Annotated in this window: 25 protein-coding genes; 7 read left to right on the forward strand and 18 right to left on the reverse strand. The window is 69.7% G+C overall.

Annotated elements, in window-relative coordinates:
* Positions 1–70: 70 nt before the first annotated feature.
* Positions 71–526, reverse strand: a complete 456-nt coding sequence (locus C5B99_RS03890) for a YbhB/YbcL family Raf kinase inhibitor-like protein (RefSeq protein ID WP_104240484.1) — start codon at positions 524–526, stop codon at positions 71–73.
* A 197-nt stretch (positions 527–723) separates the two neighbouring features.
* On the opposite strand from C5B99_RS03890, the gene C5B99_RS03895 reads away from it, so the two are divergent.
* Positions 724–2,739, forward strand: a complete 2,016-nt coding sequence (locus C5B99_RS03895) for a BCCT family transporter (protein WP_104240485.1) — start codon at positions 724–726, stop codon at positions 2,737–2,739.
* Positions 2,740–2,832: 93 nt separating this feature from the next.
* Positions 2,833–3,204 (forward strand): RidA family protein, encoded by a 372-nt coding sequence (locus C5B99_RS03900; protein WP_104240486.1) that lies wholly within the window; start codon positions 2,833–2,835, stop codon positions 3,202–3,204.
* Positions 3,205–3,273: 69 nt separating this feature from the next.
* Here C5B99_RS03900 and C5B99_RS03905 read toward each other — a convergent pair whose 3' ends face one another.
* From C5B99_RS03905 to C5B99_RS03925, 5 genes are all read right to left on the reverse strand, one after another.
* Positions 3,274–4,464: an alpha/beta fold hydrolase gene (locus C5B99_RS03905; RefSeq protein WP_258063032.1), complete on the reverse strand. Its 1,191-nt coding sequence runs from the start codon at positions 4,462–4,464 to the stop codon at positions 3,274–3,276.
* A gap of 64 nt (positions 4,465–4,528) precedes the next feature.
* Positions 4,529–4,801 carry a hypothetical protein gene (locus C5B99_RS03910; RefSeq protein ID WP_146081930.1) on the reverse strand — a complete coding sequence of 91 codons (273 nt, stop codon included), beginning with the start codon at positions 4,799–4,801 and terminating at the stop codon, positions 4,529–4,531.
* The gene (locus tag C5B99_RS03915; protein ID WP_104240488.1) at positions 4,798–5,133 is read right to left on the reverse strand and encodes a hypothetical protein; all 336 of its coding nucleotides are present in this window, start codon (positions 5,131–5,133) and stop codon (positions 4,798–4,800) included. The genes C5B99_RS03910 and C5B99_RS03915 overlap by 4 nt, the downstream gene beginning before the upstream one ends.
* A gap of 32 nt (positions 5,134–5,165) precedes the next feature.
* Positions 5,166–5,945 carry an SDR family oxidoreductase gene (locus tag C5B99_RS03920; RefSeq protein WP_104240489.1) on the reverse strand — a complete coding sequence of 260 codons (780 nt, stop codon included), beginning with the start codon at positions 5,943–5,945 and terminating at the stop codon, positions 5,166–5,168.
* A 48-nt stretch (positions 5,946–5,993) separates the two neighbouring features.
* Positions 5,994–6,257, reverse strand: coding sequence for a hypothetical protein (locus C5B99_RS03925; protein ID WP_104240490.1), 264 nt, complete (start codon positions 6,255–6,257; stop codon positions 5,994–5,996).
* A 269-nt stretch (positions 6,258–6,526) separates the two neighbouring features.
* On the opposite strand from C5B99_RS03925, the gene C5B99_RS03930 reads away from it, so the two are divergent.
* Both C5B99_RS03930 and C5B99_RS03935 read left to right on the forward strand, forming a co-directional pair.
* The gene (locus C5B99_RS03930; RefSeq protein WP_104240491.1) at positions 6,527–6,853 is read left to right on the forward strand and encodes an ATP-dependent DNA ligase; all 327 of its coding nucleotides are present in this window, start codon (positions 6,527–6,529) and stop codon (positions 6,851–6,853) included.
* Between the two features lie 28 nt (positions 6,854–6,881).
* Positions 6,882–7,202, forward strand: coding sequence for a hypothetical protein (locus tag C5B99_RS03935; RefSeq protein WP_104306121.1), 321 nt, complete (start codon positions 6,882–6,884; stop codon positions 7,200–7,202).
* A gap of 165 nt (positions 7,203–7,367) precedes the next feature.
* Here C5B99_RS03935 and C5B99_RS03940 read toward each other — a convergent pair whose 3' ends face one another.
* Positions 7,368–8,849, reverse strand: coding sequence for an aldehyde dehydrogenase (locus C5B99_RS03940; RefSeq protein ID WP_181064935.1), 1,482 nt, complete (start codon positions 8,847–8,849; stop codon positions 7,368–7,370).
* 112 nt (positions 8,850–8,961) lie between these two features.
* Here C5B99_RS03940 and C5B99_RS03945 point away from each other — a divergent pair, with 112 nt between their 5' ends.
* Complete coding sequence (locus tag C5B99_RS03945; RefSeq protein ID WP_104240494.1) at positions 8,962–9,789, forward strand: SDR family NAD(P)-dependent oxidoreductase; 828 nt, start codon at positions 8,962–8,964, stop codon at positions 9,787–9,789.
* Between the two features lie 169 nt (positions 9,790–9,958).
* On the opposite strand, the gene C5B99_RS03950 is transcribed toward C5B99_RS03945, so the two are convergent.
* From C5B99_RS03950 to C5B99_RS03990, 9 genes are all read right to left on the reverse strand, one after another.
* Complete coding sequence (locus C5B99_RS03950) at positions 9,959–10,693, reverse strand: isochorismatase family protein (RefSeq protein ID WP_104240656.1); 735 nt, start codon at positions 10,691–10,693, stop codon at positions 9,959–9,961.
* A 59-nt stretch (positions 10,694–10,752) separates the two neighbouring features.
* Entirely contained in the window at positions 10,753–12,162 is a 1,410-nt protein-coding gene (locus C5B99_RS03955) for an MFS transporter (protein ID WP_104240495.1), read from the reverse strand.
* A gap of 3 nt (positions 12,163–12,165) precedes the next feature.
* A complete protein-coding gene (locus tag C5B99_RS03960) occupies positions 12,166–12,879 on the reverse strand; it encodes a GntR family transcriptional regulator (protein WP_104240496.1) in 714 nt (237 codons plus the stop codon).
* Positions 12,876–14,066: an NAD(P)/FAD-dependent oxidoreductase gene (locus tag C5B99_RS03965; protein WP_104240497.1), complete on the reverse strand. Its 1,191-nt coding sequence runs from the start codon at positions 14,064–14,066 to the stop codon at positions 12,876–12,878. The genes C5B99_RS03960 and C5B99_RS03965 overlap by 4 nt, the downstream gene beginning before the upstream one ends.
* 29 nt (positions 14,067–14,095) lie before the next feature.
* Positions 14,096–14,842, reverse strand: coding sequence for an arylmalonate decarboxylase (locus C5B99_RS03970; protein WP_104240498.1), 747 nt, complete (start codon positions 14,840–14,842; stop codon positions 14,096–14,098).
* A gap of 79 nt (positions 14,843–14,921) precedes the next feature.
* On the reverse strand, positions 14,922–15,998 hold the full coding sequence (locus C5B99_RS03975; protein WP_104240499.1) for an oligopeptide/dipeptide ABC transporter ATP-binding protein: 1,077 nt from the start codon (positions 15,996–15,998) through the stop codon (positions 14,922–14,924).
* On the reverse strand, positions 15,995–18,019 hold the full coding sequence (locus C5B99_RS03980) for a dipeptide/oligopeptide/nickel ABC transporter permease/ATP-binding protein (RefSeq protein WP_104240500.1): 2,025 nt from the start codon (positions 18,017–18,019) through the stop codon (positions 15,995–15,997). Before C5B99_RS03980 ends, C5B99_RS03975 begins: the two co-directional genes overlap by 4 nt.
* A complete protein-coding gene (locus C5B99_RS03985) occupies positions 18,016–18,957 on the reverse strand; it encodes an ABC transporter permease (RefSeq protein ID WP_160075091.1) in 942 nt (313 codons plus the stop codon). The genes C5B99_RS03980 and C5B99_RS03985 overlap by 4 nt, the downstream gene beginning before the upstream one ends.
* 128 nt (positions 18,958–19,085) lie before the next feature.
* On the reverse strand, positions 19,086–20,624 hold the full coding sequence (locus C5B99_RS03990; protein WP_104240502.1) for an ABC transporter substrate-binding protein: 1,539 nt from the start codon (positions 20,622–20,624) through the stop codon (positions 19,086–19,088).
* 315 nt (positions 20,625–20,939) lie between these two features.
* On the opposite strand from C5B99_RS03990, the gene C5B99_RS03995 reads away from it, so the two are divergent.
* Positions 20,940–21,833: an MBL fold metallo-hydrolase gene (locus C5B99_RS03995; RefSeq protein ID WP_104240503.1), complete on the forward strand. Its 894-nt coding sequence runs from the start codon at positions 20,940–20,942 to the stop codon at positions 21,831–21,833.
* Positions 21,834–21,940: 107 nt separating this feature from the next.
* On the opposite strand, the gene C5B99_RS04000 is transcribed toward C5B99_RS03995, so the two are convergent.
* A complete protein-coding gene (locus C5B99_RS04000) occupies positions 21,941–23,296 on the reverse strand; it encodes an ArgE/DapE family deacylase (RefSeq protein WP_104240504.1) in 1,356 nt (451 codons plus the stop codon).
* Between the two features lie 109 nt (positions 23,297–23,405).
* On the reverse strand, positions 23,406–24,773 hold the full coding sequence (locus C5B99_RS04005; RefSeq protein WP_104240505.1) for an MFS transporter: 1,368 nt from the start codon (positions 24,771–24,773) through the stop codon (positions 23,406–23,408).
* Positions 24,774–24,945: 172 nt separating this feature from the next.
* Here C5B99_RS04005 and C5B99_RS04010 point away from each other — a divergent pair, with 172 nt between their 5' ends.
* The gene (locus C5B99_RS04010; RefSeq protein WP_146081931.1) at positions 24,946–26,166 is read left to right on the forward strand and encodes a helix-turn-helix domain-containing protein; all 1,221 of its coding nucleotides are present in this window, start codon (positions 24,946–24,948) and stop codon (positions 26,164–26,166) included.
* Positions 26,167–26,249: the final 83 nt, after the last annotated feature.

Here is a 26,249-nt window from a genome sequence, read left to right on the forward strand (position 1 = left end):
ATGCTCTGCCCGCGCCCAAGCACTGGAGGGCGAAGCGATGTGCCCCGCCCTCCGATCGCGTGACCGTGCCCTAGTTCGAGTAGAGGCCCACGACTCGGTTCTGCTCGAGGATGGCGTGCGCGTAGCCGTCGAGGAACTCCTCTCGTGAGGGGGTTCCCTCGACGTGGTGGTCGAGCGCGTAGACGGTGAAGAAGTAGTGGTGGTCGCCGTGGCCAGCTGGCGGCTTCGGCCCCATGTACTCGGCCTTCCCTGCGGTGTTCTCGGCGACGCGTGCATGGTCGGCGCCCGCGTCGATCACGCCGTCCTGGGCGGGGAGCCCGTAGACGACCCAGTGGGTGAAGCCGAGGGGGAGCGGTGCATCCGGGTCGTGGACGATGAGGGCGAGCTCGACGGCTTCCGCGGGCACTCCGGTGATCTCGAGGCGCGGGGCGGCGTTGCCTCCATCGGCCGCGAACTGGTCGGCGAGGCGAGTGCCAGCCTCGAAGTCGGGGCTGGTGATCTTGAGGTCTGCGATGTTGAGCGACATGGAGATTCCTTCGCGTTCGGGGGCGATGGCGGATGCGCACCAGCCTCCAAGTGTGTCCGAGCAGTCTCCGAGATTCCTCGGCGAACGGGGCCGCTTCCGTCCGCACCGAGCCCTCGCGGAAGTGGGTCCGACGCCCCATTCGGGTAACGTTGCACCCCGTTTGCCTTCCCCCAAGAGAAACGGATGATCCCAACGCCATGAGCTCACAGGACACACCACCCTCCTTGATCGGACCGCAGCGCAAGCCGGTGACGCGCATCATCCGGGAGGTGATCGACCCGGATCCGGTGCATCCGGCCCTCGTTCCCGGCATCGGCGTCGAGCAGACCGGCCGCTCGTTCCGCACGAACTGGTCGGTGTTCGGCATCGCCGGTGCTGGCGTCGTCGCGGTCATCGCCTGGGCGGTCGTCTCACCCGACAGCCTCTCGGCGGTCGGCACGGCCTCGCTCGACTGGGTGACGGGCAGCTTCGGCTGGCTGTTCTCGGTGCTCACGATCGCCGTCGCCGTCTTCATGCTCGTCGTCGGCTACGGGCGAACGGGCGGGGTGAGGCTCGGCGCGGACGACGAGAAGCCCGAGTTCTCGATGGTGTCGTGGATCGCGATGCTCTTCTCGGCGGGCATCGGCATCGGCCTCCTCTTCTACGGACCCATGGAGCCGCTCACCTACTTCCTCGCACCACCGCATGGCTTCGACGTGGAGTCGGGCACCGTGGATGCGATGCACACGGCGCTCGCGCAGACGGTGCTGCACTGGGGGCCCATGGCGTGGGCGTACTACGCGCTTGTCGGCGGGGCCATCGCCTATGCCTCCTACCGCCGTGGCCGCGCGCCGCTCATCTCTGCGCTGTTCGAGTCGGTGTTCTCGCAGCGCACGCAGGGCTGGTTCGGGCCCATCATCGACGTGTTCGCGATCCTCGTGACCCTCTTCGGCACGGCCGTCTCGCTGGGCATCGGGGCGCTGCAGATCGCGTCGGGCGTGCAGGTCGTCACCGGCATCGGCGAGCTCGGCAACGGCTTCCTCATCGCGACGATCGCGGTGCTCACGGCCCTCTTTATCCTGTCGGCCGTCTCGGGCGTCAAGCGGGGCATCCGCATGCTGTCGCACGTGAACATGGTGGTCGCGGGCCTCCTCGGCGTGTTCATCTTCATCGCCGGACCCACGCTGCTGCTCCTGAACCTCATCCCGGCCTCCGGTGTCGCGTTCTTCGGTGAGCTCGGCACGATGCTCATGCGCAACACGGAGATGGACGGGGACACCGAGGCGTTCATGCAGGCCTGGACGACCTACTACTGGGCCTGGTGGGTGTCGTGGACGCCGTTCGTGGGGCTGTTCATCGCGAAGATCTCCCGCGGCCGCACCCTCCGCCAGTACGTGACGGTCGTCATCGTGGTGCCGTCGATCATCTGCATGCTGTGGTTCGGCGTCGTGGGTGGCACGAGCATGTGGATGGAGTCGCAGGGGGTGCCGATCAGCGAGGCTGGCGCCCCGGAGCTCATGCTGTTCGCGCTCTTGCAGGAGCTGCCGTTCGGACTCATCACGAGTCTCGTCGCGCTCGTCTCCATCGTGATCTTCTTCGTCACGTCGGCCGATTCGGCGTCGATGGTGATGGGGTCGATGAGCCAGCAGGGCAAGCCGGTCCCGTCGCGTTGGGTCACGATCTTCTGGGGCCTCATGCTCGGCCTCATCGCGGCGTCGCTGCTGCTCGCCGGCGGACGGGATGCGCTCTCCGGGCTGCAGGCGATCATGGTCGTCACGGCGCTGCCGTTCGCGTTCGTCGTCATGGGCATCATGTGGGCGTGGGCGAAGGACCTGCGCATGGACCCGTACATGATGCGGCGCCGCTACGCGAGGGAGGCGATCGACGAGGGTGTGCGCGCCGGTATCGCCGAGCACGGGGACGACTTCGTGTTCGGGGCGAGCGTCGTCGAGGCGGAGCATGGGGCTGGCGCCTGGCTGGATTCCGAGGACCCGGCGCTCACCGAGTGGTACACGGACGCGACGACGGGCATGCTCGACGTCGTGAAGGGCGAGGAGGCGTCGACGGACGGCGAGACGTCGACGGTGTCCCCCGAGTCGGGGGAGCAGGCCGAGTCGGGGGAGCAGGCGCGGATCGAGGCGCCGGCTTCCCGCGAGGCGCTCGAGTCGGGCGGCGCCGAGCCACACGCCGGGGGCCACGGCGCCGACGGCGACCGGGACCGTGTCGGCGTCTGACGCGACGGCCTCCGAGGTCTCCGCCGTCGTGGCATGCTCTGAGCTGACATTCCCTGCCAGGACTCAGCGCCTGCCTCACGAAGGAGCCCTCTCATGACCGAACGCACGAACATCTCCTCCGGTTCGCCCTACGAGGCGACGGTCGGCTACTCACGGGCCGTGAAGGTCGGCAGCCACGTCTTCGTGGCGGGCACGACGGCGCCGGGTGTCGACGCTGAGGAGCAGGCGAGGGAGATCTTCGAGCGCATCGGCGCCGCGCTCGAGCAGGCCGGCGCCAGCCTGGCGGACGTCGTGCGCACTCGAGTGTTCCTCGTCGATATCGAGCGCGACTTCGAGTCCGTCGGTGCCGTGCACGGCGAGGTCTTCGGCGAGATCCGCCCGGCGTGCGCGTTCATCGGCACCGCTGGCCTTGTCGCGAAGGACCTCCTGCTCGAGGTCGAGGTCGACGCGATCATCAGCGAGTAGCTGCTGCCTGCGCGGGGTCGAGCCCGGCCCCGCGCACCAGCGCCTGTCAGGGCCTAGGAACCCAGGGTCCTAGGGCCTCACGGTGCTCTCGATGAGGGTCGCGGCGCCGAGCAGCTCCGGGATGCGCGCGGCGAGCCCCCGGCGCGGGAGTCGATCGAGCGCGGCGGATGCTGCGGGCAGCGAGTGCTCGCGCCCGCGGACGAGTGCTCGGATGGTGTTGAGCAGGACCAGCGGGTGGGACTCGAGGGCCGAATGGCCGTTCTCGATGTGCACGAGCACCGCATCCTGAGCCGTGGCGGCGACCTCCCGCGCGATAGGCGGCGGGGTGCGCAGGTCGCGCGTGCCGACGAGCAGCACGAGCGGCCACGGGAACTTCGGCGTCTCCTCGGCGAGGTCGAAGGGTTCGCCCGCGAAGGCGGGGAAGAGGTCGGCGATCTCCGAGTAGGTGAGCGCGGGGTCGAGGGGCAGCCCGTCGGGGTGGCCGCCGTAGCCGAGCTCCCGGAAGCCGATGACGCCGGACAGGTCGAACTCGTAGATGCCGGGGAAGCGGGCGATGGAGCGGTCGCGGGTCGCGTACAGCTGCAGGGCGCTCCAGGCTGCGGTGTGCGCGTGGTTCGCGCGCTGTCGGAGCACGGGGACCAGGAGCTCGTCGCCGCCCAGCTCGTAGGCGGCGCGGGCCACGTCGAGCAGGATGCGCGAGTCGACGCCGGCGTCGATGAGCGCGTGCGTCGCCTCTGCGGCTGCGGTGTCGGCGTGCCAGAACAGTTCGCGCACCGTGTGCCGCTCCAGGTTCAGGGACTCGGCGGACTGCAGGGCGGAGTCGAGCAGCATGCCGGCGACGCGGTCCGGGTGCCTGGCACCGAACGCAGACGCGAGGTATGTGCCGTAGGAGGCGCCGACGATGTGCGCCCGCGCGATGCCCTCCCGATCGAGCACGGCCGCGATGTCGTCGATCACCTCGATGATGTTCATCGCGGAGCTCGGCAGGTCGCGCCCGCCCAGGTCGGTGCGGGAGAAGCCGATGCCTCGGTGCTCGACCATGATGACGTCGAGGCCGCCCTGCGCGGCGCGCCTCCGGAAGCCGAGGTATGGGAGCAGCGAGCCGAGGCCGGGCCCGCCCGGGATCACGACGACCGGGGTCGACCCCCGCGGTCCACCTCGCGCGTAGGCCAGGTCGAACTCGGGCGTGGTGTCCGTGGCAGGGCGGCGCAGGTGACGCGCGTGCCGGTCGGCGAGCTGCGGGGGGATCTGCGGGGCCACGCGCTCAAGCTAGCAGGGGAGGGCGCGACCGGTCTGGGGGCAGATCTGGGGGCCGGGTGGTGCTTCAGCGACGTGGCTGAGATCTGCGGCGTCGCGCGAGAATCCACCCGACGGCGATGGTCGCGATCACGGCGGCGAGCCACAGCCATCCGTTGGTCTGGTTGCCCGCGAAGCCGAGCTGCGAGACCTCGCACGAGGTGTGCGCCGGGTCGAGGGCGTCGAGGCAGGTCGCCGACGTGTACACGGGTGCCAGCGCGAGGGAGATGAGGATCGCGGTCACGGCCGTCCACAGCCAGATCCGGGACGTGGAAGGTGGGCGCAGGAAAGGCGGCGTCACGAGGCCCGCCCCTCGGGTGCGATCGCTGAGCCGGGTTGCGGTGGCGGTGGCGTCGCACGCTGCGCTCGAACGAAGCGCAGGACGACGACGACGATGATGGGCGCCCCGATAGCCGCACCGAGTCCCCTGAACCAGAGCGAGAAGCCGGTGGGGATTCCGGCGGGCGAGTGCCGCAGGTCGAGGCAGGTCTCCGACGCGTCGACGAGCTGGGCGCAGTGCTCCTCCAGCGAGACCGGCAGGAACAGCCACGTCGCCAGCCCCACCCCGAGCAGGATGATGATGGTCAGGAGCGTCCAGAAGCGAACCGGTCGGCGTCGCTGGTCGGCAGTCATGCGTCATGTCTACCGGATCGAGCCGCCCGCACCTATCCGACCGCGAAGCCGCCGTTGCTGGACAGCACCTGCCCGTTGATCCAGGCTCCCTGCGGTGAGAGCAGGAACCGCACGAGGTTCGCGGTGTCCTCCGCCGTCCCGAGGCGACCGGCGGGCGTCGCCTCCCGGCACCCGGCGCGGGTCGCGTCGTCCATCCACCCCGTGTCGATCGGTCCGGGGTTGATGACGTTCGCGCGAACACCCCTGTCGGCGAGCTCCGCGGCCGCCGCCGTGACGATGCGGTCGAGGGCGCCCTTGCTGGCGCCGTACGGCAGGTTCCCGACGGTGTGGTCGCTCGTGAGGGCCACGATGCTGGCACGAGCATCGCCCGTTGGGGCTGTCGCGGGCAGCTGCTCGGCGAAGGACTTGATGAGCAGCCACGTCGCTCGAGCGTTGACGGCGAAGTGGCGATCCCAGCTGTCGAGGCTCGTCGTGAGGATGGAGCTGTCGACGGATTCGGCGTGCGACATGACGAGCCCCGAGACCGTGCCGAGGGTCTGCGCCCTGCCGATGAGCATGGCCGGAACCGCCGGGTCGCTCAGGTCGCCCTCGACGAGTTCCACGGATGCGCCCAGCTCGCGGCATTCCTCCGCCACGGCTCGCGGGTCGTCACCGGACCGCTCGAGACCGATCCGGTCGTCGTAGGCCTGCCAGTGGTTGAGCGCGAGGTGCCAGCCGTCTCGAGCCAGGCCGACCGCCAGTGCGGCGCCGATGGAGCGGCGGCGGCCGACGCCGGTGACGAGGGCGACTCGGGGCTCTCCTGCGATGCTCATGCACCCACGGTACGAGGTGCGGGCCACGAGGAGCGCGGCATGCGTCCGCTATCGCTGCGCCGCCTCCACGTCGACGAAGGCAATGTCCGGCACGAAGCCGGCCTCGTCAGCCACGACCTCCCCGGGGACGGGCTCGATCCACACCGCCGACTCGGGCAGCACAAGCGCTGCCGTGCCCGCCGCCGTCGGGTGGGGAAGCTCGACGAAGCCGCCACCGGCGCTGGCAGCGCCGAGCAGGCTCGAGCGCAGACCCTCGATCGCGTTCTCGCCAACGACGAAGTCGCGGCCGTTGATGTGCACGAGATAGTCCATGGGCTCCTCTTGGCGAACGCGGTGATGCGGCGGGGTGGACCCTCACCCAACTCTCGATGCGATCCCCGGGCAACCGCATTGACAGGCCGTGCCTCCATCCGATAACGGCAGGCTGTGAGATCAGGTGATCACATAGGCAATGCGCCGCTCGCGTGCAACACTCAAAGAACAATCGGTACTCCCTGCCCCTCCTTCGCTTGTTCGGGGCGCACACCGAGCGGTCGAGACGGATCCGTCGCCTTGGTTTCTCACAACCCAGAGGTGACCCCATGGGATTCATGTACTACGGCAGTCAAGGGCACGAGCTGGAGATCGACGACCGCCCGCTCCTGCATCTCAAAGTCGCACTCCTCAGCATGCTCCGGGCGGGCCACAGCGTCGCCTTCTCCATGTCGCGCCCCGCGAATCAGGGCAGCGGTCGGGAGACGCTCTGGATAAGCCCAACGACCGACCTTCGGTTCCGTTTCATCGGCGGACGCCTCCCCGCGATCAACGACGACTGGGTGCGCGCCATCATCGCCTCCGCCAACTCTCCGACCGGGATGCGCATCTGCCAGGAGCCTGCACCCGCCAGGGCGACGTCGCTGGCGGTGTGACCTCGCGGGACGCTCTAGGCTCGGTGCTGTGAATGCGAGCGCGAACGAAGCAGGCCAGCAGTCGGAGCGCATGCTTCGCGTCCGCGAGGCATACCTCCGCACGCGAGAGTTGAGGTCGCGGCTCGCGGCCCTCCGCAGCGAGGACCTGCAGCTTCCCGACTCCCTGTCCCTGTCGCTCTCGGAGCGCGCAGAGCGGCAGGCCGCCGACCGTGAGCGCCTCGAAGCGGAGCGCGCGACGAAGCTCGAGCTCGACGCCGCCGAGCGTGCGCTCAGCGACGCCGAGGCCGCAGTGCAGGAGTCGCTCAGCGGCAACGGCGACGACTGGATGCGCGGGACCGGTACGCGCTGAGCGGCACCGACTGGGCGGCACGCTTCGGGGGCTCCTCCTCGCTGTGCTCGGCGAACCCGCATCGTGCTCGGCAGATTCGCGCTGTGCTGGGCGAACCCGCATCGTGCTCGGCAGGGCGGCGCCGCGCTCGAGGAGGACGCGCCGTTCCCCGCGGGCCCGTGCCGTTCAGGACCCCGGGTACCGGTTCGCGGCCATCGCCGCTCCGACCCGTGCCGTCGCCGGATAGTTGATGCTGTGGCTCTGCACGTACTCGGAGAGGCCGAGCTCCCCGAACTCTCGCCCGTGGCCGCTGACCCCGCGCCCACCCATCGGGGCTCGAAGGGAGACTCCGGCACGGTTGGCGCAGTTGATGAACGTGAACCCCGCTCGGAGTCGGCGCGCGACGGCCTGCGCTCGCGGAATGTCGACGCTCCACACCGACGAGGCAAGCCCGTGCTCGACCCCGTTCGCTCGCTCGATGGCCTCGTCGACGGTGTCGTAGGCGAGGATCGGGAGGAGCGGCCCGAACTGCTCCTCGCGGACGAGCTCGTCCGTGTCGCGCAGGCCCGTGACGATCGCGGGCCGAACCCAATGGCCGCCGGGGGTGATGGACTCGTCGAGCGTGCCGATCTCGGTGACGGTCCCGCCCGCATCCGCTGACCGCTCGCGGAGGGCTTCGAGGCGTGCGCGCGCGTCGCCGCTGATGACGGGGCCGATCGTCACGCCCTCGACCCTCGGGTCTCCGACCCGCAGGACTCGCTCGGCGGCGGCCACGAGGTCGGCGACGAAGGCGTCGTGGCGCTCGCGGGGAACGTAGACGCGCTTGATGGCCATGCACACCTGCCCGCTCGTCAGCATGGCACCGAACACGACCCGCTCGGCGAGCTCCGGGCCCCAGTCGGCGTCGTCGAGGAGGATCGCCGCGTCGTTGCCGCCGAGCTCCATGACGGTGGGGCGGATGGTGCGGGCGGCGGCTGCTCCGATGGCTCGGGCCGCGGCGGGGCCGCCCGTGAAGGAGATGAGGTCGACGTCGGGGCTCTCGACGAGTGCGCTTCCCGTCTCGCCTTCGCCGTTGACGAGGTTCAGGACACCGGCGGGCAGTCTGGCGGCGATCGCGGAGTAGAACGCGGTGACGGCGAGGGGCGCGAGCGGTGAGGGCTTGAGCACCATGGTGTTGCCGGTCATGAGCGCCGGGATGACCTTGAGTGCGGCGAGGATGACGGGCGCGTTCCACGGGGTGATGGCGGCGACGACGCCCATGGGTTCGACGACGCGCAGCAGGGTGCCCTCGGCATCGTCGGTGAGCTGCTCGGCGCAGACCGCGTCGAGGTGCTCGGCGCAGAACTTCGCGAGGTGCCGGGCGAACTGGAACTCGCCGTGCGCGTCCTGTGCGGGCTTGCCCATCTCGCTCGCGATGAGGTGCCCGGAGTGGTCGGGGTTCGCCGCGGCGTCCTCGATCGCGTCCGAGAGCTGTCGCGCGCGGTCGGCTGCCGGGACCGCCGCCCAGAGCGGAGCTGCGGTCCGGGCTGCGGCAAGCGCATCCCGCACCTGCTCGGGGCTCGCGTTCGCGACGGAACCGACGACGGTGTGCCCGTCGATGGGGCTGACCACTGCGAGCGACGCGGGCGAGGCCACTCGGCGGCCGTTGATGAAGGAGTCGAGATGCATGGTGTCCATGATCGATGCCCGATGCGAAGATCGCATGCAATCCATGTTGCAATCATGTGAAAAGTTCCGCTAATCGCCTCTAATGGGTCATGATTGCACGCAATCTAGCTGCATGGATGCACACACCACCTCTCCGAGAGTCGCCATCGTCACTGGAGGGTCCCGCGGTCTCGGCCGCGTCATGGCCCTCGCGCTGCGAGCGGCGGGCTACGCCGTCACGATCACCGCGAGCGGGGCATCCGCCGCCCTTGACGAGGTCGTCGCGGAGGCCGCCGAGCTGCCGGGCGGTGCTGAACTGCTGCTGCCGATGGTCGCGGACGTGAGCGACCCGAAGCGAGCGCAGGAGGTCGTCGACGCCACCGTCCAGCGATTCGGGGGTGTGCACGCCCTCGTCAACAACGCGGGACGCGGCATGCGCCTCGTCAGCGAGACCTTCACGACCGACCCGGTGCACTTCTGGGATGTGCCTGCCGCGACGTGGGCGCAGATCATCGACACCAACGTCAACGGTCCGTTCGTCATGTCGCAGGCCGTGATGCCGCTCTTCCTCGCGCAGCGGGAAGGGCGGATCGTCAACGTCTCGACGAGCGCGCAGACCATGATCAGGCCCGGGTACGCACCGTACGGGCCGTCGAAGGCGGCGCTCGAGGCGATGACACGTTCGTGGGCCACCGACCTGGCTGGCAGCGGGGTGACCGTCAACCTGCTGCTGCCGGGTGGCGCCGCCGACACGGAGCTGCTGCCCTCGGGCCCCGACAGGAAGGGGGCGGATGGCAACCTGCTGGCCCCCGACGTCATGGCGGCGCCGGCCGTCTGGCTGTGCTCGCCCGACAGCGCGCTCGTCTCCGGGGCGCGTGTCATCGCGAAGCTGTGGGATCCGGCGCTTCCGGACGCGGAGGCGTTCACCGCAGCGAGCGCCCCGCACGTCGTCGCAGGCTGAGCCGCGCCCGCGCCACCCGCCCCCGTCCGGCGCCGAGAGTTGTGGCGAAGTGCGGTTGGGAGGGATCCCGGCGGCACTTTGCCACAACCTTGGGCAGGGGCAGGGGCAGGAGCGGGGGCAGCAGCAGCGGCGGGCGCGGTGGTGGTGCGGCCGGGGCCCGGGGGTGGCCCTACGCCAAGCTGGCTGCGAGGCCCGCCAGGTAGGTGACGACATCCTGCTCGCTGACGACGTCGGCGTACTTGGCGTCGAGGTCGAAGAGGGCCGCCTCGTGGGGCTCCGAACGGCGGTCGCCGACGGCATCGCGCACCACAAGCGGGATGAAGCCGTGCTGGCAGGCGTCGACGGCGGTGGCCCGCACGCATCCGGACGTCGAGAGCCCGACGAGGATGACACTGTCGCACCCGAGCACCGTCAGGTCGGTGGCGAGGGAGGTGCCGAAGAACGAGCTCGCGTACTTCTTGGAGAGGATCGGCTCGCCCTGCTGCGGGGTGAGGGGCGCCGCGATGGCGCCGAGGGGAGACCCCGTGGCGAGGGTCGCGAGACCGGCGGCCTTGCGGGCGAAGACCCCGCCGCCCGTGGGGCCCGTGTCCTGCTCGACAACCGTGTAGAGCACCGGGATGCTGGCTGCCCGCGCCGAGTGCAGCACGCGTGCGGCCGAGGCGAGCTCGTCCTCGACGCCCGCGTACAGGGGAGACGACTCGACGAGGTAGGCGTCGACGAAGTCGATGACGATGAGCGCGGGCCTCCGTCCGAAGCCGAGGCGCTGTCCGAAGCCCGCGGCCGCGTAGTCGTTGTCGGCGGAGAGGTCGGTGGCCAGGTTGGCGGTGGCGTCGGCAGCGGACACGCCAGCGGATGCAGGTGCAGGTGCAGGTGCAGTTGTGGACGCGGTGATCGTGGGGGTCATGGTGGTGCCCTTCGTGTGGTTGCGGGGGTGCGGGAGTTGGAAGCGGATGGCCAGCGGGTTCACGTGGCTGCCCCGGCCTGATCATCGACGTGGGATTCCTCGCGCGACTCGGCCAGGGATTCCTCGCGGGATCCCTCGCGGAATCCCTCCCGGGCTTCGGCGCGCGCGCGGCGCCGCGTGGGGTGGAACCGCGCGGCGATGGCGGCCGTGGTGGCGGCGATGAGTGCGATGCCGGCGGCGGCGAGCCATCCGCTGGTCGGCCCGAAGTACTCGAAGACGAAACCCATCGCGAAGGGGCCAGCCGCGCTGCCGATATAGGCGCCCGACTGCACGAGCCCCGTGGCTTGGGCTGCGAAGCGGGGCACGGCGTTGGAGACGGCGTAGTGGAGCAGTCCGCTCCACCCCCAGCCGAGTCCGAAGGCGAGGACGACGCCGATGGCGAAGCTCCAGGGGAGGGCGAGCGCCATGCCGCCGAGGCCGATGGCGCCGGAGAGCATCATGAGCGAGACCGTGGTGAGGGTCCCTCCGATGCCGCGGTCGGCGAGCCAGCCTGCGAGGGGTCTCGCGATGATGTTCGCGAGCGAGCCGAGGCTGAGGAGGAGGCCCGCGACGGCGGCCGTGTAGCCGACGCCGATGGCGGTCGTGACGGTGAAGGCGCCGATGACGCTCGATTGGGCGGCGCCGAGCCCGCTCGCGGCTGAGGCGAGGATGAGGAAGACGCGCAGGTCGCGGGGGAGCCGCTCTCGAGTGCGGCGCGTAGCGCGTGGCGTTCGCGGCGTTCGCGGCACCCGCCAGGCGAGGAACGCGACGGCGACGGCGGCGAGCGCTCCTGCGATCGCGAAGGTCCACTGCCAGCCGACCGTGAGGCCCAGGGCGGGGACGGCGAGGCCGGCGCTGAAGGTGGCGAGGGGGACCGCCCCCTGCTTGAGGCCGAACGCGAGGGCGCGCCGCCGGGTCGAGACGCCGGCCCCGATGAGGGCGTTCGAGGGTGGATGCCCGAGCGAGTTCCCCGCTCCGGCGATGATGAGCCAGACGAGCAGCCACTGCCACGTCGGCGTGTAGGCGGCGATGCCGATGAGGGCGAGGCCGCCGATCGAGGAGGCCATGACCATGCCCCAGCGGAAGCCGAGCCTCGTGGAGAGGCTGCCGGCCAGCGGGGAGAGGAGGGCCGACGCACCCCAGTAGGCGGCGACGACGATGCCGAGCATCGATTCGGTGAGCCCCGTGCTGGCGCGCAGCTGCATGGACAGGCCGCCGACGAGGAAGACGGGGAGCGCGGTGACGACGGTCGTGCCGATGCCTGCGATGGTTGCGGTCCGGCCCGGGCGGCGGGTTCGCCAGACGTGCGTGGGTGCGTCGGCCGCGGGGGTGGAGGGGGCCGCGGAACTGGGCTCGCGAACGCCTTCCAGCGGGGGATTCCGGGCATGCTGCTGCTCGGGCCCCGTGGTGGGCCCGGTGGTGCGCGACACGGCTCAGCCTTCGTTGGGAGCAGCGCCAGCGGTCGTGGAGGTGCCCGGTCCCTGGAGCACGGCGTTGCGGGCAGCGAGGATGTGCGAGCGCATCGCGACCTCGGCCCACAGCGAGTCGCCCGTCTGCAGGGCGGTCAGGATGTCGCGGTGGTGGTGGTTCGAGCGGATGCGGAACGTGTCGCCGTACGCCTGGTAGTTGCGGATCATCATGGGCACCTGGCTGACGCTGCGCAGGAGCGTCTGCAGCTGCAGGCTGCCGGAGACCTTCACGATGTGCTCGTGGAATTCGCGGTTGAGGCGGCCGAGCTCGACGATCTCGTCCTGGTCGCTGGCGTGGACGAGGGGGTCCATCCGCTCGATGCGGTCGATGAGGAGCTCGGCGTCGGCGTCGGTCATGCGGTCGGCGGCGAGGCCGGCGGCGCGGCTCTCGAGGGAGGCGCGGACGAAGTAGGTCTCGGCCATCTGCTCGGTCGTGTATCCGATGACGGTGGCGCCCTTGTTGGGGATGTACGCCACGAGCCCCGCCTCCGCGAGGCGCTGGAGCGCCTCGCGGATGGGGGTCCTGCTGAGCCCGAACTCGGCGGCGAGCGCCTGCGCGCGCAGCACCGTGTGCGGCGCGTACTCGCCGCTCATGATGCGCGAGCGCAGCTCCGCGTAGGCGAGGTCGCCTCCCGTGAGGCTCTCGGGCAGCAGCACGTGCGTCGGGGTCTCGATCATCGAACGCTCGCGAGCATCGACGAGGTGAGGAGGAACTGTCGGCGGGCGGTCTCGTCGCGGCCGAGGGCTTCCCACTCGGCGCGCTTCGCGGCGCGGCGCTCTTCGCTCGTGTCGCGGAGGGCGTTCCAGTTGCCCTCCGTCTCCTCGCCGACGTAGTGGCGGGCGACGGCGCGGCGCTTCTCGGCCCAGTCGTCGAGCTCCTCGCTCGAGACCTCGCCGTTGGCGTAGCCGGGCAGCAGCTCGGCGAGCAGGAGCCCGTCGTGGATTCCACTGTTCATGCCCATGCCTCCCAGCGGGTTGTTGACGTGTGCCGCGTCGCCCACGAGGAAGACGTTGCCCTTGCGGAACGTCCGCGCGACCTTGCGGTGCACTTCGTAGACGGTGACGTGCACAACAGGGTAGCCGTCGAGTTCGGGCACCACACGCCGCAGCTGACTCACGACGTAGGCGGGGTCGGTCTGCTGCTCGGACGTGAGGGCGGGATCGCAGGGGAAGAGCACGCGCCAGCCGCTGGGGTTGCGCAGCAGGACGTGCCAGTTCTCCGGGTCGGCGACGTAGTTGACGACGGCGAGGTCCTCATGGATCTCGTGCAGGGGCAGGCTCGTCGTGATGACGAGGTAGCGCTCCGGGTAGGTGTGGCCCGAGAAGTCGATGTCGTAGTGCTCGCGCACGAGGGACCGCGAGCCGTCCGCCGCGACGAGGTAGGTGCTCGTACTGGTGCTCACGGCGCCGTCCTCGCCGCGCACGTCCACCTCGAAGCCGTTGTCGCTCTCACGGATCGCGATGACCTCGGCGCCGAGGGTGGACGTGACGTTGGGCTCGCCGGAGATGACCTGCTGGGCGGCCGCGGTGAGGCGGCTCTGCTCGACCTGGACGCGGTACGGGTAGGCCGTGTCGTCGTCGAGCACCGCGAAGTCGAGCTCGACGATCTTGCCGATCGTCGCATCCCGGAACTGGTACGAGCGCGCGATGATGCCGGCGTCGATGAGCGGCTGGGTGAGCCCGAGCTCCTCGAGCATCTCGAGCGTCGGCGGGTGGAAGGTGGATGCGCGGTGCTCGAGCGTGCTCGCCTCGCGCTTCTCGAAGAGTGCGACCGTCATGCCGCGCTTCGCGAGCTTGAGGGCTGTGGTGGTGCCGACGGGGCCGCCGCCGACGACGATGACATCGAACTGGGGGGAAGCAGTCATGGTGTGGTCCTTTGTGTGCGCTGTGGCGGTCAGAATTCGCGGATGATGGTGCCGTAGCCACCGACGGTGTCGGTGAAGCCGGCCTGCCTGAGGGTGTGCCAGACGGTGGCGGTGTTGATGGCGACGACGGGCTTCCCGAGCCAGGTCTCGGCTTCGTCGGCCATGCGGATGAACGACAGGTTCGTGCCGACCTGCACGATCGCCTCGGTCTCGGGGGTGTCGATCTCCTCGAGCACCGTGACGAGGTCGCGTGGCGTGACGCTCGCGATCGACGTCGCGGTGGGGCAGCGGAGGCCGGTGACCTTGACGACGTCGAAGCCGGCCTCGGTGAAGTACTGGTCGACCCACTTGTCGGCGACCGGCTGGTATGGCGAGAAGACGGAGATCTTCGTCACGCCGAGGGTCTCGAGGGCGGCACGGCAGGCGGATGCGCCGGTGGTGACGGGCATGCCGCCGATCTGCTCGCTCACCTCGGTCTGGAAGGCCTCGTTGCCGGCGACGCCGCCGCTGAAGGTGGGCGCCGACATCCCCATCATCATGAGGTCGGGCTGGGCCGTCATGACGTCGCGCAGCGCCACCGACATGGAGCCTCGGATCTGCGTCTGCAGCTCCATGAAGGTCGTGTGGTCGCCCATGGCCTGCTGCTCGACGTACATGCGACCGCAGTGGAACGTGATGCCGTGGGGCGCGAGCCTGTTGACATCGTGCTCGACGACCGTGTTGGTCGATGGGACGATGACGCCGATCTTCGCGCGGTATCCGGTGACGTCTGGCATTGACGTGCTCCTTCGTGTTCGGGTGGCCGCGGTGCGGGGGCACCGCGGCTGGATTGTGGAAGCTGGTGGGGTGGGGCGCTCAGCTCGCGATGAGCTCGGCCGCTGGCATGCCGGCGCCGAGGCGCGTGTGGCCGCTCGTCGCGTCGTACATGTGGCATGCCACGGTTCGCTCGCCGACGGGGGTGTCGGCCGGTCGCTTCGTGCGGCACACCTCCTGCGCGAAGGCGCAGCGGGCCGCGAACGGGCAGCCGAGCTGTCCGGTGGCTGGGGTGGCTGGGGAAGCAGGGGAGGGCGGGGTGGCTGACGCGGCTGCAGCCGCAGTTGCCGCAGTTGCCGCCGCCGCTCTCGCGGTGCGCCGCCGCCGCTGCTCGACCGGGTCGGTCACGGGGGCTGCCGCGTTGAGCGCCGCCGTGTACGGGTGCAGGGGTGCGCTGTGGACGTCACCGGCCGGGCCCTGCTCCATGATGCGTCCGCGGTAGAGCACAAGCGTGCGGTGCGAGATGTAGCGGACGACGTCGAGGTCGTGGGCGATGAAGATGTAGGCGAGGCCGCGTTCCTTCGCGAGCTGCGCGAGGAGGTTGAGGATCTGCGCCTGCGTCGACAGGTCGAGGGCGCTCACCGCCTCGTCGAGCACGACGAGCTGCGGCTGCATGATGAGGGCCCTCGCGATGCCGATGCGCTGCCGCTGACCGCCGGAGAACTGGCCGGGGAAGCGGTCTGCCGCGGCTCGGGGGAGGCCGACCGTCTCGAGCATGTCGCGAGCCCGCGCATCCGCCTGCTTGTCGGAGAGGCGAAGGGCCGCCTGGAGCGGCTCCGCGAGGGTCTGTCCGATCGTGCGGAAGGGGTTGAGCGAGCTGTACGGGTCCTGGAAGACGACCTGCAGCTGCTTGGCGATGTCGCGACGGTTGCGGAGCAGCGAGTGCTTCGTGAGGTCGCGACCGCCGAAGCGGATGCTGCCGTCGCTCGGCTTCTCGAGGCCCAGGATGCAGCGCCCGATGGTCGACTTGCCCGAGCCGGACTCCCCGACGACGCCGAGGATCTCGCCGGGGGCGACGGCGAAGCTCACGTCGTCGACGGCGTGCACGGTCTGCGCGCGGTTGTGGGGGTTCTTGAACCGCATCTGGAGGTGGTCGACGCTCAGCAGCTCTTCGCTCATGCGATGCTCCTCTCTTTCACGCTGGAGTTCTTGGTGGCCGAGCCGGTGCGGGCCGCCTTCGCGACCTCCTCGACCCGCACGCAGCGGGCCATGCCGGAGCGCTGCTGGCCGACGGCTGGGCGCTGATCTGCGCTTCCGCTTGCGTTTGCGTTTGCGTTTGCGTTTCCGCGGCGCTGCAGGGTGAGGGCGACGGGGGAGGTTCGGCAGCGCTCGGTCGCGAAGGTGCAGCGGTCGGCGAAGCGGCACCCGGTCGGCCAGTCGCGAGGTGCTGGCACGGCGCCGCTGATGGCATCCATTGGCACTCCGGCGACGGCGTTGGCGGGCATCGCCGCGAGCAGGGCCCTGGTGTAGGGATGCGATGGGGCCGTGAGGAGCGTGTCGACGTCGGCCTCCTCGATGACCTGGCCGGCGTACATGACGACGGCGCGGTCGCATGTGTCCGCGACGACTCCGAGGTCGTGCGTGACGATGATGACCGCGAGGCCGAGCTCTTCGCGGAGGCGCCGCAGCAGGTCGAGGATCTCGGCCTGCACGGTCACATCGAGGGCGGTCGTGGGCTCGTCGGCGACGAGCACCTCGGGTTCGCCCGTCAGCGCCATGGCGATGGCGGCGCGCTGCGCCATGCCGCCGGAGACCTGGAACGTGTAGCTGGCGGCGGCCTGCTGCGGGTCGGGCATGCCGACGAGACGGAGCAGCTCGAGCGCCCGCTCCTGCACTTCGCCTGCCTTGCGGCCCGTGTGGTGGGCGATGGCCTCGCGCAGCTGGGCTCCGATCGTGAACGTCGGGTCGAGGGCCGTCATGGGCTCCTGCGAGACGAGGGCGATCTTCGAGCCGCGCACGGCGCGCAGCTGCTTGTTGCTCTGCCCGACGATGTTGGTGCCGTCGATGACGATCTCGCCCTTCGAGACGCGGCCGCCTGGGGCGACGAGGCCGAGCAGGCTCTTCGCGGTCACCGACTTGCCGCATCCCGATTCGCCGACCATGCCGAGGGCCTCGCCGCGGCGCACGTCGAAGGAGACGCCCTGCACGACCGCGAACTCGCCGGTGCTGTCGGTGAACGAGACGCTGAGGTCGCGCACGGAGACGATGGCGTCGTCAACTTCCGGCTGCGGGTCGTCGACGGCAACGGGCTTGGTGGCGACCTGGGCTGCTGGCTTCTTGCGGAAGAAGGAGCGGGCGAGGGTGGTCCCGGGGCGGTTGCCGGCGAGCGCATCGCCGACGACGTTGAAGGAGAGGATGGAGAGGATCATGATGACGCCGCTCGGCACGAGCAGCCACGGGTGCAGGTAGATGAGCTCGCTGGCCTCGCTGATCATGCCGCCCCAGCTGGGCGCCGGGGGTGGGGTCCCGAGCCCGAGGAAGCCGAGGCCAGCCTGGATGAGGAGGGCGGCGCCCATCGTGATGGAGAGCTGCACGAGCAGCGGTCCGCGGATGTTGGGGAGCACGTGGCGGAACAGGATGAGGCCGGGTGCGATGCCGGCGACGTTCGCGGCATCCACGTACAGCTCTCGCCGCACCTGCAGCGTCGTGGCCCTGGCGAGGCGGACGAAGCCGTCGCTCATCGCGATGCCGAGGGTCACCATCGCGACGGTCGTGTTGTTGCCGAAGGCGCCGATCACGGCCATGAGGATGACGATCGTGGGCAGGGCCTGGAAGAAGTCCGCGAAGCGGGAGACGAGGGTGTCGGTGAAGCCGCGGAAGTAGCCGCCGATCATGCCGAGCGGGATGCCGATGCTCATCGCGACGACCGCCGCGAGGACGGCTCCGCCGAGGGTCGCTGCGCCGCCGTGGATGAGGCGGGAGAAGACGTCGCGCCCGAGGTCGTCGGTGCCGAGGAGGTGCTCGGCGCTCGGCAGCTGACGCGCGAGGGCGAGGTCCTGGGCGAGCGGGTCGAGCGGGGCGACGAGGTCGGCGAAGATCACCGACAGGCTGAGGAGGACGAGGAAGGCGAGGGCGACGACGGCTCCCGGCTTGCTGAGCAGTCTGGAGAGGGCGGTGTCGGTGCGTCGGACGCGGGTCATGCGAGCCTCGCCTTCGGGTTGATGATGCCGTAGAGGATGTCGATGACGAGGTTCATGACGAGGATCACGACGCTGAGGGCGACGACGACACCGAGCACGATGGGCATGTCGCCGAGGTTGACGGAGTCGACGACGAGCTTGCCGACGCCGGGGAGCGCGAAGACCTGCTCGATGAGCACAGCGCTGCCGAAGAGGGCCACGAACTGGAGGCCGATGACGGTGAGGACGGGGATGGCGGCGTTGCGGAGCCCGTGCAGCCACACGATGCGCCACTCGGGGAGCCCCGTCGCTCGCAGGGTCTGCATGAAGTCTCGGCCCTGCACGTCGAGCATCGCGACCCTCGCCTGGCGGGCGACCGCCGCGGTGCCCGCGATGCCGATGGAGATGAGGGGCAGCGTGATGCGGCGGAGGAACTCGGCGGGGTCCTCCGTGAAGGGCTCCCAGCCGGACGCGGGGAACATCTTGAGGTTCACGGCGAACACGAGCACCAGCAGCACGGCGAGCCAGAAGCTCGGGATGGCCTGCATGACGCCGGCGGCTCCGCGGATGATGGTGTCGAGCCAGCCGCCGCGGCTCGCGGCGAGGATGCCGAGCACGATGCCGAGCACGGTCGTGAGGAGGATGCCGCCCATCGAGAGGGTGAGGGTGACGGGGAGCCGCTCGAGCACCTGCATCGTCACCGACTGCTGGCTGAGGTAGGAGACGCCGAGGTCGCCGGTCAGGAGGCCACCGAGGAAGGCGAGGTAGCGCACGAGGATCGGGTCGTTGAAGCCCATCTCGTCACGCAGCTGGGCGCGGGCCTCCGGGGTGGCGTCGGGGCCCAGGATGGTCTGGGTCACGTCGTTCGGCATGAGGGCCACGAGGAAGAAGGCGGCCGAGACGACGAGGAAGACCATGAGCACGGTGATGCCGACTCGCCGGAGGATGTAGAGGGCCACGTGTGCTCCTTTCAGGTTGGTGATGGTGCTGGGCGGATGCGCGGGGAGGGGCGCCTCCCCGCGCATCCGGTGATGCGTGCTGGGTGCTGGGTATCGCGGTGCTGCGGCTGCTGCGGGAGCCCGGGTGCCTATTCGGCGGGGGTCCAGCTGAAGGGGAGCGGGAAGACCTGGCCGGCGGCGAGCTCGACGCCGCCGAGCTTCTCCGCATCCCACACCGTGTGCGTGTGGTAGAAGGCGACCGGCGCGAACCAGGCGTTCTCGACGACCCACTTGTTGACCGCCTGCCACTTCGTGGCTGCCGCGTCGGCGTCGAGCTCGCTGGAGGCGTCGGCGATGAGGGCCGTCAGCTCGGGGTCGTCGGTGCCGAACGGGTTGAGCTGCGCGTTGGGGGCGAGCATGTTCATGCTGTTGACGTAGGAGTCGATGCCGCCGTTCTGCTGTCCCTGGGAAGCGCCGAACTCCTTGTTGGTGATGGCGTCGAAGTAGTCGTTCGTGCGGTCGGAGAGGGTGGCGGTGATGCCGACGGCTTCGAGGTAGGGGATGGTCGCCTCGAGGCGCTTGTTCTCGCCGAACATGGTGCGGCTGAGGATGGGGAGCTCGAACCCGTCGGCGTAGCCGGCCTCGGCGAGGAGCTGCTTCGCCTTCTCGGGGTTGTACTCGTAGTAGTCGTCGAGCGAATCGTCGTAGGCGGAGGTGAACTTGCCGAAGACGGAGGAGGTGCCTCGCTGGTAGTCGCTCCAGAGGGCGGTGCCGATGGCGTCGCGGTCGAGGGCGTAGTTGATGGCCTGTCGGACGCGCACGTCGCCGAGCTCGGGGATGACGTCGCCGCCGCGGTCGAAGAGCATGAGGCCGCCGACGTTGGACTCGTTGGAGGCGGCTGCGAAGCCCTGGGATTCCGCCTGGTCGCGTTGGCTCCACTGGGCGGAGATGATGTCGACGTCGCCGGCGAGGAGCGCATTGAGCTGGGCGGTCAGGTCGGTGATGACGAACATGTTGAGCTCGTCGACCTGCACGTCCATGGGGCCCACGTACTCGGGGTTGCGGATGTAGCTGTACTCGCTGTCCTCCGTGTAGGAGTCGAGGATCCACGGCCCGGAGCCGTAGGTGTCGGTGAGCAGCAGCGTCGGGTCGTCGAGGGCGGCCTGGCTGACCATCATGCCGACGGTGAGGGAGAAGGCCTCCGGCAGCGACTGGTCCGGGGTGTTGAGGCTGAACTTCAGGGTGTCCTCGTCGACGACCTCGATCGCGTCGATCGAGTTGAGGCGCGCCTGGTAGGTGCCCGGAGTCTCCTGGTAGCGCTCGAGGTTGGCCTTGATGAGCTCGACGGTCATCGGGGAGCCGTCTTCGAAGACGCTGTCGAGGCGGAAGTCCATGGTGAGCTCGGTGGGGCTCGAGTACTCCCAGGCCGTGGCGACGCCCGGCTGGAGGGCGCCTTCGGCGTCGCTCGTGACGAGGTTCTCGTAGGCGGCGGCAGCGTAGTTGAAGGCGGAGCCGCGCATGTTGGCGGCGGGGTCGAAGGTGGGGGCGCCCTCGAGCGCGGCGATGTTGACCGCGAAGGTGGCGTCTTCCGAGGCCGAGGATGATCCGGTGGAGCAGGCGGTGACGGCGAGGGTGGTGATGCCGAGCATGGCGACGGCGGTGCCGACGCGAAGTCTGTGGGAACGCATGCGCGTCCTTTCCGGGAGCGACGAGGTGAGCGGAGCTGGGAGGAGGAGCTGGGGTGCGGTGAGAAGCAGGGTGCGGTGAGGCGGTGAAGCGGTGGTGGTTCGGCTATGTTCTGAGCCGGTGAGATGGACGCTAGCCGCAAACTGCATGCAATCTTGACCAGATAGGCGGCTTTTTACGCGCTGGTAACACTCATTGCATGCAATGAAACCTCCAGGCAACATGGTGCACTCAGGGTGGATGCAGGCCATCTGGCCCGGGGTCTCACTTGCGCCAGAAGTGGCGCTCGGGGACTCGAACACGTCGAGGAGGGCACCATGCGACCGCTGCTGACAGCAGGCGACACGCAGATCTACCGCATCGAGGAGTCCCGTTCGGCGATGCTCCCCGTCGAGGAGATGTTCGTCGATACCGACCCGCTCCGTCCGCAGATCGCCGCCCTCGGGCCGGACGACTACGAAGCGAGCACCGACCGCCTCGTGATGGCGTCGAGCAGCTACGTCGTGCGCTCACGCGGCTTCGTCGCGGTGGTCGACACGGGGGTCGGGAACGGCAAGCCGCGCATCCGGGACATGTGGAACGGGCTCGCCACGACGTGGCTCGAGGAGCTCGCCACGATCGTCGACCCTGCCGAGGTCGACGTCGTCGTCAACACGCACCTGCATTGCGACCACGTCGGATGGAACACGGCGGCGGATGCGGCGGGCGGGTGGTCGCCGACGTTCCCCAACGCGCGCTACCTGTTCAACGAGCTCGATCGCGCCTTCATCACGGGGCCGAGCGCCAGGGGCATGTTCGAGCGCAACGGTGACTTCTGGGCCGACTCGATCGAGCCGGTCTTCCTGGCGGGGCAAGCGGACGTGGTCGAGCTTCCGTATCGGGCGTCGCCGTCCGTCGTGCTGGAGCACGCGCCCGGCGATACTCCGGGGCACATGGTGGTTCGGGTGCTCGACCCGGCGTCGGGTTCGACGGTCGCGATCATCTCCGGGGATGCGCTGCACCACGTCCTGCAGGTTGCCGAGCCCGGTCTGTCGTCGAGCTTCTGCTCCATGAGGGAGGTCGCGGAGTCCACGAGGCGCGCTCTGCTCGAGGAGTGCGCGGCGACTGGTGTTCCGATGCTCGCGGGGCACGTCGCCTCTCACGAGCTGCTCTACGTCGAGTCGGACGGCGAGGGTGGGTTCGCGATCGCCGAGGGGCCGAGGCTCAGCTGACGCGTCGCCTCGGGGTGTGACAAACCGCGCGCGGCCTCGACTGCTCGGCGGGTGCCGAGGTCGAGGTCGCGCGCGGCGCGTGCTTGCTGCTGGCTACTTGCTGCTGGCTACTCCACCCCGCACCATTCGGCGATGAAGAGCGCGATCGACTTCGTGATGCGGCGCACCGATTCGAGGTTCACCCGCTCGTCGTAGCCGTGGATGGCTTCGGAGATGGGGCCGTAGACGAGCGCGGGGGTGTCGGCGTACTGCACGAAGACTCGCCCGTCGAGGTAGCCGGGGGTGACGAACGATTCGAGCTCGGCACCCCCGAACGCTGCGCTGTGGCTGCGTTCGAGCGCTCGCTCTGCGGCGCCGCCCTCCTCGAGGACGTACCCCTCGGCGTAGAAGCCGGTCTTCGTCGCGGTCGTGACGATGGGGTTGCCGTTGCCGTCTGCGGTGACGCCGTCGAGCGCGTCGGTGATCTCGGCCCAGGCCGCGTCTGCGGTGATGCCGGGGTAGAGGGCGACGCGCACGTCGACCTCGCACCAGGCCGGCACGCTGGAGCCCCAGTCGCCGCCCTGGATCTTGCCGACGTTGAAGTTGATGGGGTGGTCGAGGTCCTCGAAGTAGCGGTGCTCGCCTTGCTTGGCGTTCCAGTCTGCCTCGAGCTTCCGGAGCTCGCCGATGACGTAGTAGGCGGCGTCGATGGCATTGAAACCGGTCTGCATCTCACGGGGGTGGGTGGGCTTGCCGTCGACGCGGAGGCGCAGCCAGATGACGCCCGTGTTGGCGCGCACGAGCATGTCCTCCTCGGGCTCTGGGATGAGGACGGCGTCGGCCGTGTAGCCGCGCAGGTGCGCGGAGAGGGAGCCGTTGCCGGTGCATTCCTCCTCGACGACGGACTCGAAGTGGATGCGACCCGTCGGCGCGAGGCCCGCCGCCCGGACGGCGTCGAAGGCGTACAGGTTGGCGACGAGGCCTGCCTTCATGTCGCCGCTGCCGCGGCCGTACAGCCAGCCGTCTCGCACGGTCGCGTCCCATGGGGACCGCGCCCACTGGCTCTCGGGGCCTTCAGGGACGACGTCGATGTGTCCGTTCAGGATGAGCGAGCTTCCGCGTTCCTGGGGTGGGGTGAAGGTGCCGACGACGTTCTCGAGGCCCTCGTAGGAGATCTCGACTGCTCCGGCTCCCGGGTGGGCGGCGAGCTCTCCGGGGTCGAGCTCCCAGCGGTCCATGGTGAGGCCGCGGCCGGCCATGGCGCCGTAGAGGAGGTCCTGCGCCGACGACTCGTTGGCTCGAAGCGACGGGTGCCGGACGAGCTCCTGCGTGAAGGCGACCTGCTGGTCGAAGGCGGCGTCGACGGCGTCGAGGATGCGCTGGCGCTGCTCGTCGCTGAGGGGGCTGGCCGTCGCGGTGGCGTGGGTCGTGGTCGTGGTGGGGGTGGCGCTGGAGTCGATGTCGCTGCTGGTCGGTGTGGTCATGCTCTGGTCCTGCTTTCGTTTGGGGGCGCTCGCGGTCGGGCGGGGGCGCTTGTCGTTGTGTGGGGCGCTCGCGGTGGGGCGCACGCGGTCCGTGAGCTGGCGGTGTCGGTTACGCGTTGTGGTCGATCTCGACGATGTCGTCGCGGAGGCGCATCCGCTCGCCGAAGGCGCCGCCGATGACGGTGACGAGGCAGATGCCGATGAGGACGAGCACGGCGGGCCAGGATGAGCCGTCGCCGACGGTGATGAGTGCGGTCGCGATGAGGGGCAGGAATCCGCTGATGGCGCCGGCGAGGTTGTAGCCGAGGGAGACGCCGCTGTAGCGGAGTCGGGGTGGGAAGAGCTCCGCGAGGAGGGCCCCGGTGACGGCGTACGACAGCGTGATGAGGGCGATGCCGATGCTCACGGCTGCCGTGATGGCGATGGGGCTCTCGGTGTCGATGAGCCAGAAGAGCGGGAAGGCGGCGATGCCGGTGGTGAGCCCGCCGACGACGGTCATGCGGCCTGGGCCGAAGCGTTCGGCGAGGCGGCCGGCGAAGATGGTGACGCCGATCTGGAGGACGGCGGCGATGAGGGTCGCGTTGACCATCACCTGCCGGTCGACTTCGAGCACGTTGGTGCCGTAGGAGACGACGAAGGTGGTCATCATGTAGAACCCTCCGACGCCGAGCATGGCTGCTGCGACGGCGACGAGGAGGCGCAGCCCGGACTTGCGGAAGAGCTCGAGGACGGGGACCTTGACCTGTTCGCCGGCCGCGGCGAGCTCCTTGAAGACGGGGGACTCCTCCACCTTCAGGCGGATGTAGAGGGCGATGCCGAGGAGCGGGAACGCGAGGAGGAAGGGGAGGCGCCAACCCCACGCGTCGAAGGTCTCGGGCGGCATCATGAGCACGAGGGCGAAGGCGCCGGAGGAGACGAGGGTGCCGACGGGGGAGCCGATCTGCACGAGGGCGGCGAACCGTCCGCGCATCTTCTCGGGGGAGTGCTCGATGGCGATGGTGGTCGCGCCGCCCCATTCGCCGCCGACGGCGAAGCCCTGCACGAGGCGGAGGACGGCGAGCATGATGGGGGCTGCGATGCCGACTGCCAGGTAGTCGGGGAGGACGCCGATGAGTCCTGTCGCGCATCCGATCATGACGATGGTGGTGAGGAGGGCGGGGCGGCGGCCGTAGCGGTCGCCGATCCAGCCGAAGACGACGGCGCCGATCGGGCGGGCCGCGAAGCCGACGCCGAAGGTCGCGAAGGCGGCGAGGGTGGCGCCGGCCGGGTCGAGGTCGGTGAAGAAGAGGCGGTTGAAGACGAGGGCCGCGGCGGTGCCGAAGAGGAAGTAGTCGTACCACTCGAGTGCGGTGCCGACGAAGGCGGCGAAGGCGATGCGCCGCGCGTCTTTGAGGCTGACCTTCGGCGCGCTGGCGGGTGCGCCCGAGGGTGGGCCCGAGGCTGCGCCCGAGGCGGGGGTCTGGGTGTTGTGGGACATGGTGGCTCCGATGTTGGGGAAAGGCCTGCATGTGAACGTGCACGTCTGCGGTGACGTCGGTGTTCCTATGCAACCCCGGATCGGCGGGGTTGGGCAATCGCCAGGCCCACTCGATTGCGCGGCTAGGATGGGCAAATGCACAATCTGAGCGGAGTTTTGGCGAATGGATGACGTGACTGTTTCGCCAGCGTTGCGGCGCGGTATCCGGTCGTGCCTCGCCGACCTCGATGAGATCACGACGCTCTACGTGAGTCAGGTGCGCACGCTGACCGGATACGTGGAGTCGGTCATCGCGGAGCGCGACGTGCACAGCACGGCATTCACGACGCTGGGCCTCATGTTCCGCCAGCTGGGCGGGGAGCGGCTCGAGGATGAGCTGCGGGCGCACTCGCGGGCCATCGGCCGGAAGCGGGTCCGGCAGGGGGTGCCGCTCGAGTCGTTGCTGCGGGCGGTGCGCATGGATTTCCGGTTCATTTGGCAGGCGCTCAACGACCGTCTGCCTGGGGAGGCGGACCGCCTGTCCGACGACGTGGTCGCGATCTGGGAGGTTGTGGAGGCGCACACGACGAGCGTGCAGTCGGGGTACATGCTCGAGCTTGGGCAGGTGAAGGCGGAGCTCGAGCAGGAGCAGGCGTTCCTGCTGCGTCGTCTGCTGCGGGGTGGGGTCGATGACTCGCAGCTGCACGTGCAGGCGGCGGAGGCGCTCGAGATTCCGCTCACTGGACCGTACTGGGTCGCCGTCGCGCATCAGGATGCGGCGGCAGGGTTCGCCGCGGATGTGCAGGACGTCTTCCCTACGGCGGTGTGCCTGCGCCTGGATGGTGTCGAGTTCGCGGTGATCGCAGGGACGTCGGGTGTGTCTGGTGTGGCCGGTTCGTCGGGTCCGTCGGGTTCGTCGTCTTCGTCTTCGTCTTCGTCGGGTCGGTCAGGTTCGTCGGGTGTGTCGGTGCAGCTGGCGCTCGCGGATCTGCAGGTTGGTGTTTCCCAGTCGGCGGCGACGCTGTCGTCGCTGAGCGAGATGTGGCAGTTGGCGTCCGAGCTGGCTGAGTTCGCTGTTCCGGGGCGGGCTGCCGTGCTCGCGCAGCACTGGCCGAGTCTTGTCGTGCGGAGGCTTGGACCGGTGGCGTCGAGCCTGGCTGCGGATGCGCTCCGCGATTTCGCGCTCCTGCCTTCATCGGAACGGGATCTTCTGGTGGAAGCCGTCGAGGTGTACATGGCCTCCGGTTCGGCGTCGAAGGCCGCGGGTGTGCTGTTCTGCCACCGGAATACGATCATGAACCGGCTGGCGAAGTTCGCCTCGGTGGCAGGTCTTGACCCGACGGTTCCCGATGACGCGGCCACGATCAAGGTCGTGCTTGCCGCGGCCAGGGGTGCGGAGGTAGGTCGGCCGTGAGCCCGTGAAGGGTTTGTGAGTTTGTGGGTTCGTTGACCCGTTGGGCCGCGGTCTGCGGCACCGCGGGGTTGTGTGCTTGCAGG

The sequence above is a fragment of the Pseudoclavibacter sp. Z016 genome (genome assembly GCF_002931215.1).
GTDB lineage: Bacteria > Actinomycetota > Actinomycetes > Actinomycetales > Microbacteriaceae > Pseudoclavibacter.

What these genes read in the sequence shown, in the direction of transcription:
- C5B99_RS03990 (WP_104240502.1), bottom strand. Translation starts at nt 20,624, where the DNA reads ATGCGTTCCCACAGACTTCGCGTCGGCACCGCCGTCGCCATGCTCGGC.
- C5B99_RS03975 (WP_104240499.1), bottom strand. Translation starts at nt 15,998, where the DNA reads ATGAGCGAAGAGCTGCTGAGCGTCGACCACCTCCAGATGCGGTTCAAG.
- C5B99_RS03890 (WP_104240484.1), bottom strand. Translation starts at nt 526, where the DNA reads ATGTCGCTCAACATCGCAGACCTCAAGATCACCAGCCCCGACTTCGAG.
- C5B99_RS03945 (WP_104240494.1), top strand. Translation starts at nt 8,962, where the DNA reads ATGGATGCACACACCACCTCTCCGAGAGTCGCCATCGTCACTGGAGGG.
- C5B99_RS03920 (WP_104240489.1), bottom strand. Translation starts at nt 5,945, where the DNA reads ATGAGCATCGCAGGAGAGCCCCGAGTCGCCCTCGTCACCGGCGTCGGC.
- C5B99_RS03925 (WP_104240490.1), bottom strand. Translation starts at nt 6,257, where the DNA reads ATGGACTATCTCGTGCACATCAACGGCCGCGACTTCGTCGTTGGCGAG.
- C5B99_RS04005 (WP_104240505.1), bottom strand. Translation starts at nt 24,773, where the DNA reads ATGTCCCACAACACCCAGACCCCCGCCTCGGGCGCAGCCTCGGGCCCA.
- C5B99_RS04000 (WP_104240504.1), bottom strand. Translation starts at nt 23,296, where the DNA reads ATGACCACACCGACCAGCAGCGACATCGACTCCAGCGCCACCCCCACC.
- C5B99_RS03900 (WP_104240486.1), top strand. Translation starts at nt 2,833, where the DNA reads ATGACCGAACGCACGAACATCTCCTCCGGTTCGCCCTACGAGGCGACG.
- C5B99_RS03895 (WP_104240485.1), top strand. Translation starts at nt 724, where the DNA reads ATGAGCTCACAGGACACACCACCCTCCTTGATCGGACCGCAGCGCAAG.
- C5B99_RS03970 (WP_104240498.1), bottom strand. Translation starts at nt 14,842, where the DNA reads ATGCCAGACGTCACCGGATACCGCGCGAAGATCGGCGTCATCGTCCCA.
- C5B99_RS03980 (WP_104240500.1), bottom strand. Translation starts at nt 18,019, where the DNA reads ATGACCCGCGTCCGACGCACCGACACCGCCCTCTCCAGACTGCTCAGC.
- C5B99_RS03930 (WP_104240491.1), top strand. Translation starts at nt 6,527, where the DNA reads ATGGGATTCATGTACTACGGCAGTCAAGGGCACGAGCTGGAGATCGAC.
- C5B99_RS03995 (WP_104240503.1), top strand. Translation starts at nt 20,940, where the DNA reads ATGCGACCGCTGCTGACAGCAGGCGACACGCAGATCTACCGCATCGAG.
- C5B99_RS03965 (WP_104240497.1), bottom strand. Translation starts at nt 14,066, where the DNA reads ATGACTGCTTCCCCCCAGTTCGATGTCATCGTCGTCGGCGGCGGCCCC.
- C5B99_RS03915 (WP_104240488.1), bottom strand. Translation starts at nt 5,133, where the DNA reads ATGACTGCCGACCAGCGACGCCGACCGGTTCGCTTCTGGACGCTCCTG.
- C5B99_RS03960 (WP_104240496.1), bottom strand. Translation starts at nt 12,879, where the DNA reads ATGATCGAGACCCCGACGCACGTGCTGCTGCCCGAGAGCCTCACGGGA.
- C5B99_RS03950 (WP_104240656.1), bottom strand. Translation starts at nt 10,693, where the DNA reads ATGACCCCCACGATCACCGCGTCCACAACTGCACCTGCACCTGCACCT.
- C5B99_RS03940 (WP_181064935.1), bottom strand. Translation starts at nt 8,849, where the DNA reads ATGCATCTCGACTCCTTCATCAACGGCCGCCGAGTGGCCTCGCCCGCG.